This window comes from Croceivirga sp. ABH4_376, from assembly GCF_056160685.1.
Genome location: NZ_JBSWXQ010000014.1, coordinates 1 through 10,397 on the forward strand (window position 1 = coordinate 1; position 10,397 = coordinate 10,397).

General features: G+C 39.1%; 5 protein-coding genes. All 5 read right to left on the reverse strand.

The window, feature by feature from the left end; all coding sequences use genetic code 11:
* Positions 1-1,837, reverse strand: a 1,837-nt coding sequence (locus ACXAGS_RS15635) for a beta strand repeat-containing protein (RefSeq protein ID WP_474908074.1), incomplete at its 3' end; no start/stop codon positions are given.
* Positions 1,838-2,101: 264 nt separating this feature from the next.
* The gene (locus tag ACXAGS_RS15640; RefSeq protein WP_474908076.1) at positions 2,102-6,559 is read right to left on the reverse strand and encodes a Calx-beta domain-containing protein; all 4,458 of its coding nucleotides are present in this window, start codon (positions 6,557-6,559) and stop codon (positions 2,102-2,104) included.
* Positions 6,560-6,735: 176 nt separating this feature from the next.
* Positions 6,736-8,667, reverse strand: a complete 1,932-nt coding sequence (locus ACXAGS_RS15645; RefSeq protein WP_474908077.1) for an OmpA family protein — start codon at positions 8,665-8,667, stop codon at positions 6,736-6,738.
* Positions 8,668-8,679: 12 nt separating this feature from the next.
* A complete protein-coding gene (locus ACXAGS_RS15650; protein ID WP_474908078.1) occupies positions 8,680-9,624 on the reverse strand; it encodes a PorP/SprF family type IX secretion system membrane protein in 945 nt (314 codons plus the stop codon).
* Positions 9,625-9,643: 19 nt separating this feature from the next.
* Positions 9,644-10,397, reverse strand: a 754-nt coding sequence (locus ACXAGS_RS15655) for a gliding motility-associated C-terminal domain-containing protein (RefSeq protein WP_474908080.1), incomplete at its 5' end; no start/stop codon positions are given.

The window sequence follows — 10,397 nt, forward strand, 5'->3', positions numbered from 1 at the left end:
AGGTGTAGGTTCCGTCTCCGTTATCGGCAACCGTACTTAAACTCGTATCGCTTATGGTAGTTGTAGCTCCCGATGCATCTGTAAATTCATAGGTGCCATCACCATTGTCTACCAAGGCAACTGTTCCTGCGGCAGCGTTGATTTCATCTATTGCAGCTTGTACATCCGTAGCGGCCAAACCACTGGTGGTATTATCGTATGGGTTGCTGGATGCTCTGGTGTCGATAGTCTGATTGTTACCAGCTTCGTCCGTGTACGTGTACGTTCCGTCTCCGTTATCGGCAACTGTACTTAAACTTGTATCGCTTATGGTAGTTGTAGCTCCTGATGCATCTGTAAATTCATAGGTGCCATCGCCATTGTCTACCAAGGCAACTGTTCCCGCGGCAGCGTTGATTTCATCTATTGCAGCTTGTACATCCGTAGCCGCTAATCCACTGGTGGTATTATCGTAAGGATTGCTGGATGCTCTGGTATCGATAGTCTGAGTGTTACCAGCTTCGTCAGTATAGGTATACGTACCGTCTCCGTTATCGGCAACCGTACTTAAACTTGTATCGCTTATGGTAGTCGTTGTTCCCGATGCATCTGTAAATTCATACGTGCCATCACCATTGTCTACCAAGGCAACTGTTCCTGCAGCAGCGTTGATTTCATCTATTGCAGCTTGTACATCCGTAGCGGCCAAACCACTGGTGGTATTATCGTATGGGTTGCTGGATGCTCTGGTGTCGATAGTCTGAGTGTTGCCAGCTTCGTCCGTGTACGTGTACGTTCCGTCTCCATTATCGGCAACCGTACTTAAACTTGTATCGCTGATCGTAGTCGTTGTTCCCGATGCATCTGTAAATTCATACGTGCCATCACCATTGTCTACCAATGCCACTGTTCCTGCAGCAGCGTTGATTTCATCTATTGCAGCTTGTACATCCGTAGCGGCTAATCCACTGGTCGTATTATCATATGGGTTGCTGGATGCTCTGGTATCGATAGTCTGAGTGTTACCAGCTTCGTCAGTATAGGTATACGTACCGTCTCCGTTATCGGCAACCGTACTTAAACTTGTATCGCTGATTGTAGTCGTTGTTCCCGATGCATCCGTGAATTCATACGTGCCATCGCCATTGTCTACCAAGGCAACTGTTCCTGCAGCAGCGTTGATTTCATCTATTGCAGCTTGTACATCCGTAGCAGCTAATCCACTAGTCGTATTATCATATGGGTTGCTTGATGCTCTGGTATCTAAAGTAACATCCGTTCCGTTCCCATTGGTGAACTGATAAAGTCCGCCACCCAAATCGGTAATCGCTGATTTAGCTACCGTAATGCTTGTACCTGCTTCGTTTACGAAAGTTATGTTACCATCGCCATTATCTTGTATGGTGGTAATTGTTTCTAAAATTGTAACAACATCTCCATTTTCATTAGTATACTCACCAATAGTATTTCCCGCCCCAAGGGTATCTGTTAATGTAGTAACTGTTTCTATTGGTAATACCACCGTAGCCGTACCCCCATTTTCTAAAGAAAGGGATAACTCACCAGTAGAATTATCAAAAGTAAAATTTTGTAATTGTTGATCATCAGAAGATGTAAGTTCCCAGGAATCCCCATCCCAGAAATAAATGGTGCCGGTATTGGTATTAACATAAATATCACCTACATCTGCGCCAGCAGGTGTTGCCACACCTGGAGCGGAAACATCAGTTCCACTTAGCACCTCACAATTACATTGATCTTGTAATGTAACCGTGGTTTGCGCAAATACAAAACCAGTAAATAAAAAAAGTAATACTGGTAATAAAGACTTTCTTTTGGGGTAGTTTCTTTTGTACATTATAGGTTTGTGTTTAAAATACTCAAGGTTTACCCGTTATGCTTTTTGAAAAACCTTGATTTGGGGCATTTTATGTTTAATGCAAAAATTGTATAAAAAGGATTCAGCTTAAAATAATTGTTGTGTAACAGCATTTTAACAAAGTATACCCTATAAAAACTGAGGTTAAAATTTTCTTAATGGGTCGTTTATCGATTAGCCCAGAAATAACAAGACCTATGAACCCTAGTAAGAATTCATAGGTCTTGCTAATTGACTATTTTCTTATTGATTAACCCGATAGGTAATTCTACGATTTGTAATTACTGTAGCTACTTTTAGAATTGACCTTGGAGAGAATTCCGAAGTTGCACTACCCTCCGTAGCGGTTGCTGTTATTATATCTCCCAGTTCTGTATCTGGTGGTAATGGAATCCTAACATGAAACCGATTGGTATTGTCTGTATTACCGTCTGTATCTGTATACCCTGCGGTTGTGGCATCTAAATCTTGTGCCCCACCTTCTTGTACGGTTCCAATGTAAATTTGACCTTCTCCATAATCCTGAGAAGTACCCAATTGATTATCCCCAGCTGTCGCGGTGCCCTCATTTACATCCGTAAAGAAAAATTCCATTTGCACATTAGGTCTGGCCCATCCTTTTATAACCATTTCGTTGCCAGCAATATAAGCCGCTGTGATTAAAGGAAAGTTGGTTAAATTATTAGGACCCGTATCAGCATCTGCATTGTCATTTAAGGTAATTTCATCTGCATTTAAGTCGATTCCCAAACTAGGATTAATAGTACCATTGGCAAAAATTGAATTTTGAGTTAAGGTGTTATCGGTGCCATTGCTTACCACGATACCCGCTTCGCCATTGGTATAAATTCGATTTTGACTTACCGTATTTCCCGTTCCATCAATTAGTACACCCATGGCCTTTAGGGAGGCACCACAATTACCCCCATTTTGGCCAGCTCCAGTAATAGTATTTTCTAATAACATAACGCCATCTACCCCAGACAACTCAACATTAGCTGCACCAGGATTTTCCAATAAATTTTGAGCTATCGTAATTGCGTTACCGTTGTTTACTAAAATGTTGCCATTACATGCCGTTGTACCGTTGGAAATAAGGTGGTTTAGGTTGATGTTACTTGCTGTGCCACCATTAATATAGATTCCAGCATCTGAATTTCTAGAAATATAATTTGAGGTAATCGTTGCCGTACCAGCAGTTTGCTCTACGCCATAGTCTATATTACCTGCTTGCGCACCAATTGCATTAACACCAAGTACGTTGTTTGAAATAGTTGCACTACCACCTCTTACGCGTATTGCAGCATTATTATTGGCATAAACCGAGACATTCCTTACAGTAACATTAGTACCATTAAGGTCTAGTAAATCGCCCCCGTTTCTATGGATTTGAATCTCTGGTCGTTCATAAGTAGGTAATAGCGTGTTGCTAACCCCAACTCCTGTACCACCCGAACCCAGTACGCCGGTATTGGAATCCCCAGAATAAGCGGTTTGTGTTCTACCATCTATTATGGTATTTGTTCCGGTAACATCTGTAAGATTAGTGTTGTTATTAATAAAAATATCAAAAAAGCCTCCACCCTGGTAGTTGGCGTCTGCTGTTCTACCTAGGGGGTCACCCGTAGGGGGAATCATAAATATGGAAGTATCCTCTTCCGCTGCGGGGTCAAAAATACTATTCGCTGCTATATCTAAACCTGCTTCTCCTAAGTTATTACTATTGATAATGAATTGCTCCAAAGAACCTTGGCCCGACTCATTGGTGTTTACAATAGTATTAAAGTTGAAACCAAAATCGATATTAGCCACACCACTACTTGCAATACTTACTGCAGATAAACTCTGTGAATCTTGAAAAACACCTAAGGCAGAATCTGTGTTGGCTGCGGGGTTGGCCCCACCAATTTCATCAAGAACTTCATTATTGATGGTAGCATTACCAAAACTTCTATAGGTTTGTACAGGATAGCATTCTGTACAATTAATACCATTTGGCCTTGTAGAACGTACCGTAGGGTTTACTACTTTTATATAGTAATCACCATCTGCCATACCTCCAAAACTATAATCTCCGTTAGCGTTTGTATTGGTTCTTCGTACAAAATCACCATCGTCCTCATATAATTCCACAATAGCTCCTAAAACACCAACACCATTGGCGTTAGTCATGTTCCTACCAACACCTCCAGGATAGTTAACGTCCTCAAAAACAGTACCTGCAATTAGGTTAGAGGGCACCTTTAAAATTACAGCAGCAGAAATTAGAAAATCTTGCCCCACATTAACGTTTGCAGTTACTTGAGAGTCTCCTGGTGATATGTAAGTTGAAATATCATAGGTATCTAAATCTACCCCATAGGTAGCAGTATCATTATAATCTGGAGTAACCGTATTATCATACATAGTTGAATTGTAGGCATTATTGCCGGTTTGGCCACCATCTCCAGATAAATTAAATGTTTGATTGGCTTCGTTTGTAACAGTTAAGCTTTCTCCATTAGGATTTGTTGTTCCAGAACTATTGCCATCCAAAGTAGCATCACCTTCCCAAGATAAAAAAGAAGCTTTAGCTCCCGCACCAGCAATAGCATAAAAACTGTCTAAGGTAAACGAAGTACCCTCATTGCTTAGACCATCAAATCCCTGATACAAATTAATATTTACCGCAGGTAAATTAGGGTCCTCATAAAACACAAACAGCGACCATCCTCCCAAAACTGTAGCCGTAGAACAATAGTCGCCAGTGTTGTCTACATCTAAATCTGAAAAATCATATACATTGGTAGATGGGTCTGCTATACCTTGAACAATGCTTGTTACGTCACTAACATAGCCAAAAAAGTTTCTATTGGTTAGCGTGGTTTGGTATTGATAATTGGCATTTACAGTCTGGCCTTCAAAAGTAACCGTTCCGTCTACCGTAGTACTAGAATGTGCCCAATATAAATAAGCCCTAACCACCGTTCCTGTATTTGGTATGGGAGCAATTAACGTATTAGAAGAAGATGTAGTTATACTACAAGCATCTGTATTATTATCGTTAGTACGCAAAGTTCCACCCGTGGTAACGTAATCATAATAGCCATCAAATTCTTGAAACAAGGTTAGAGGGTCATTCGCTAAAATTTGAGAATTGATATACCCCCTTGCCGTATCACTATAATCTACCGTTGCATATTGTGCTGTTGCGTCTGTGAACCCAACAGTAAAATATTCTACCAACTCTGGAATACCATCATCAACTATAGGCACTGAAAAGGTTTGTACATTACCTACCCTACCATTGAAGGTAAGTGTCCCATTTACGGCGACATAGTCTGCACCATTAGTTGCAGTACCGTCGGTTACAGTATAATCAACTGTAAAAGGCGTGTGAAAAAATCCAAAAAACGTATTTCTACCGTGACGTTCTCTTACATGCGTTACTGTAAATACGGCTGTACCAGCGTCTTCATCTATGTAAACATCTTCCACAGCTATTTTTGGCCCTGGTGGCGAACAAGAAACATTAGCCTGCCAACCGTTACCGGTGGTATTATTGTCAGACACAAATCTAAAAGTTAAACATCCATCTTCATTGGTCGCGAAGATTTGTGTGGGAATGTTATCGTTGTCATAAGCGCCTATTAAATCCGCATCTGTGTCATCGCCGTCGTAGATATATAATAAGTCACCTGGAATTACATCAAATTGTGTAAAATCCAATTCCAAATAATTATCGCTATTATCAGGACAAATGGTATATTCAATATCCAAGTTATCCGCATATTGATTTACACCACCAGAATCTAAAAATATATCATCACAAGAATCTGCCGAATCCCCATCTGACATAATTAATGCGTCATTCGCTAAAATTATTCCATTAGCCGTATCCGTAATATCTACCCCAGCATTAGTAACAGAGGTGAAGTATACTTCAAATGCCTCATCCCCTTCAAAAATAATATCGTCAAGTATAGGCACAGAAAAGGTATCATCATCACCAACATTACCACTAAAATTAATAGAACCAGTTGTTGTTGTATAATCTTGACCTGCTATTGCAGAGCCATCTCTAGTTGCATAGTTAACGGTAAACGGGCCTGTTGCATTACCCCCAATATGTTCAACGGTAAAAGTAGCGGTACCATCATCTTCATTTACAGTTACATCTTGTACTCTAAGTTCTGGTTGGTAAGTAGCGGTAAATTGGACATTGTCTATAAAGATAGTATCACTCCCTTGCCAATTGGTATCCGCCGGATAAAAAATAACTGCAGGGTTAGAGGCTATCTCTGCTGCGGTTAAATTATAGGTTACAGTACCTGTACCCCCATTAATTCTTTGAATGAAGTTCCAACCATTGGTATCCGCATTATAAATAAAAACGTCTATTGCTTCACCACCGGCCGAATTAGCATTGTAATCCAAGGACAAGGAAGCAGATGTTGCTCCAGCCAACGGAACAAACCTATAAATCCATCGGTTATCAGTATTTCTGAATCTAAGTTGATTGTTAGATATAGTGATTCTACCCCCAAAAGGCGAACTACCGCCATCGCTTTGTTCTATCCAATTAGAGGAAAAATTTTGCGAACCATCGTTATTGGAATAGGAAGTATTGTTAAATCTATCTAAAAAGGTTTCTTGACCATAACTAGCAAAAACAATAAGTGCTAATGGCAATAAAACTATAACTCTTTTAAAATCAATCATAGATTAGGGGGGTATCTATCAACTTTCAAAAGTAGTTATGCAAATCTTTTGTTAAGAATATTTGTTGTAAACGGGCTAATATTAACAATCAAATAAGGTAAGATTGAAGTGAAATAAAAATCCAAACAAAAAAAAACGACCCTACAGGTCGTTTTTTAAAAATATGTTTTTGTTAATTACTCCATTATAATAAACTCTGATCGTCTATTTAATTGATGCTGGGTTTTGGTACAATACACTCCATCATCACAATTATTAAGCAGTAATTTTTCTCCATATCCTTCTCCTTGGAGCCTATCTCTAGAGATACCCTTAGAAACCATATAATCTACCGTAGCTTCCGCTCTTTTTTGAGATAACCATAGATTGTATTCGTCCCTACCCCTACTATCCGTGTGGGCATTAACCTTAAGACGTAAACTAGGATACTTTTCCATTGCAGCTATTACTTTTTGTATTTCAATTTCTGCATCTGGTCTTATGTTGTATTTATTTAAATCAAAATAGATGGTACTTAGCTGTAACAGTTTAGCTAAATCGTCTCCAAAACCGCCAGTTACTAAGTCTCTTTCTAAATAAAAATCTACAATCCTTGGTTTACCATAACTAGAAGGTAAAAATTCTTCTGCAGGCACGTAACCTTCCATTAATGCCCTAACAAAATTACCCTTGGAACAATCTAAAGTTAAAAAGTATTTTCCTTGGTTATCTGTAATGGCAGTGGCTAATTCCGTGTTGTCTTCGCCAATAAGCTTTACGGTAGCCCCTATCAATATTTCATTTGAAATACGGTCTCTAACCGTACCTGTAACTTCTTGTAAGCAATCTAATTGAAGTGCAATATCCTCTGTAAACGCATAAATATCATCATCTCCCATACTGCCTTCAAGCCTATTGGAAGAAAAGTACCCTTTTTTGGAAACGTCATCAATGATATAAGAGAAATCATCGAACTTACTATTAATTGGCCTACCTACATTAACAATTGGTTGATCATACTCTTGAAACGCAATTTTTGTTGCAAAAACATCTAAACCTCCTAAACCCGGGTGACCGTCTGATGAAAAGTAAAGCACATCATTTTTAGCGATAAAAGGGAAAGTTTCCCTTGCTTCCGTATTAATATTAACGCCTAAGTTCACAGGACTGCTAAACGTGCCGTCTCCTACAATTCTAACTTTCCAAATATCCGAAGCCCCTCTGGTACCGGGCATATCTGAGGCAAAATACAATTGCTTTTCATCCGGACTAAGCATTGGATGCGCTACTGAATACTCATCGCTATTAAAAGGTAACTCCGTTATATCTGTCCATTCACCATTTACTAAACTTGCCTGGTATATTTTTAAATTGGTGGTACCTTCACTACTTTTTACCCGTTTACCATCCGCAAAATTATTTCTGGTAAAATACATTGTTTCTCCATCTTTTGTAACAATTGATGTTGACTCATGAAACTTAGTATTTATTTCACCCGGTACCTTACTAACCATCTTGCTTGAATCTACCTGATACAAATCCAAAAAATCCTTGGCGTTCCATGTATGCCTGTATCTAGCCAAATTACCGGTATCCCTATCTGATGAAAAGATTAAACCTTGTTTGTAAAATGCAGGTGCAAAATCTGAATATTTAGAATTATACGGAAATGACGCTAAGGTGTATCTTCCAGAATTTTCTTCAATCTTAGCTATATAATCAGATTCTAAGGCTTTTCTTATAGAACTTGAAGAAGCTTTTGCAGCAAACTTTTCCATTATAGCTTCAGACTCTGCATACTTCTCTAACGTTTTTAAAGATTGTGCATATCTAAAATAATAGCCTGCCGTAATAACGGTATCGGCAGCCTCATATTCAGCAACCAATTTTTCATAAATATCCGCTGCTTCAGAATACCTTGCATTAAAATAGTAGGCATTACCCAATCTTTTTAACAAGTCTGGTGAGGTAAACCCTTTATCTAAAACTTTTTTATAAATATCGATTGCCGGGCTAAAGGAATACTCATCGTATTTTTGATTGGCCTTCTCCAGCGCCTTTTCTTGTGCAGTTATACCCCATATAGCAAGTAAACAAATGCTAAGAGAAATTATTCTTTTAGAAATCATACCAGCTTTTTTTTAGAAGAAACGAGGACTTATAGTTCGTTGAAAACGTTTTAACAATTCAAATCGGAGAAAAATTTCAAAAGACCCATCATTAAACCTTCTAGTACCAAGGTCCGTGGTTTCCTTATCGTATGCTAACCCCAACATTAGTTGATCCGTAATTTGAAATCCTGCCAATGCACTTAAAGCGGCGTCCCACCGATAAGCGGCTCCAAAACTGAATCTATCATTGAATAAAAAATTCGCAGAAACATCTACCTGTAAAGGGGCGCCTCCAACGGCTTTGGTCAATAAGGCAGGTTTAAACTTTAAATTACCATTTAAATCAAAAACATACCCTGTTATGAAATAAAAGTTTATACGTTCTGTTGCTAAAAAATTTACTGAATTGGCATCTGTATTATCGTTATCAAAATATTCTGTTTCTAGAATATTTGGTGCAGATAAACCTGCATAAAACTTATCTGTATGATAGTAAACGCCAAGCCCAAAATTTGGTGAAAACTGGTTGTCTATATTATCTTGGGCAACAACTTCCTCATCAAAATTTCTCAATTTCTGAAAGTCTAAACTCAACATATTTCCGCCACCTTTTAAACCAAAAGATAATTTAGCATCTCTAGCAACATCTATGGTATATGAAATAGTAGCATCTAAGTAAGTCTCTTGCACCGTACCATCTCCTATATTATCGTTTACCAAGGAAATACCGTAGCCTATTCTACTATTTCTAATAGGTGAATGCAGGTTTAACGTAAAAGTTTCTGGCGCACCTTCTAAACCAACCCATTGTGATCTATACAGAGCTGCAGCGGTAAGCTGGCCTCTTGATCCTGCATAGGCTGGATTTACCGTTAAGGTATTGAACATGTACTGCGTATACTGCGCATCTTGTTGTGCACTAATAGAATGCATTGAAACAACAGCAAATATTAACCCTATAATTATATTCCTCATTTTAAATTTCGTTTCCATATTATTTGCTAATGTATAAATAACTGCTATCCACAACATGTTCTCCAGAATCTGCATGATCATACTCAAATATGTAGTAATAAATACCCGCTGGCAAGTAATCATTTGCACTTAACGTAGAACGCCCTCTAGAACGCCCATCAAATGTGTTGTTAATGTTATTATAGTTTTTACCATCATAAACCAACACTCCCCATCTATTATAAATTTGCAGATTGTTGTTAACTGCTTTATCTACGTTTCTAATGAACAAAAATTCATTTTTATCATCACCATTTGGGGTAAGCAACTGATTTACCTCAATTTTCTCTGGATCAACCGTAACTGGTTCCAAATCTGGATCTAAATAATCTGGAGTACCATCATTATCCCAATCATCATTGGTAGGGTCGCCATCTCCGTTCGCATCTTCGTCAGGGGTGTCTATTCCGTCCCCGTCATCGTCCAGGTCACGGTAGTTCACGTCTTCCGTACCATCCGTATCCGGTAAATCGGTCGATGGGTCTTCTATCTCATCGTTTACGTCATAACCGTCGTTAACGTCACTTCCCTCGTAGCCATCGTCCAATCCGTCATTGTCAGTGTCAACCCCCGTATAGGTGTTGTCCGGCTCCCCATCATAATCAAAGTCGTGCCCCTCGTTACTGTCCGGTACCAAATCGTTATCGCTATCCTCATCTACATAGTCTGGTGTACCGTCTTGGTCCGTGTCCTCAGGGGTGATACCCTCGTTTCCGGATCCCTCGTAAGCATCG

Bases quoted from the DNA above. Each gene is read 5' to 3' on its own strand.
- ACXAGS_RS15640 (WP_474908076.1), bottom strand. From the start codon at position 6,559: ATGATTGATTTTAAAAGAGTTATAGTTTTATTGCCATTAGCACTTATT.
- ACXAGS_RS15645 (WP_474908077.1), bottom strand. From the start codon at position 8,667: ATGATTTCTAAAAGAATAATTTCTCTTAGCATTTGTTTACTTGCTATA.
- ACXAGS_RS15650 (WP_474908078.1), bottom strand. From the start codon at position 9,624: ATGAGGAATATAATTATAGGGTTAATATTTGCTGTTGTTTCAATGCAT.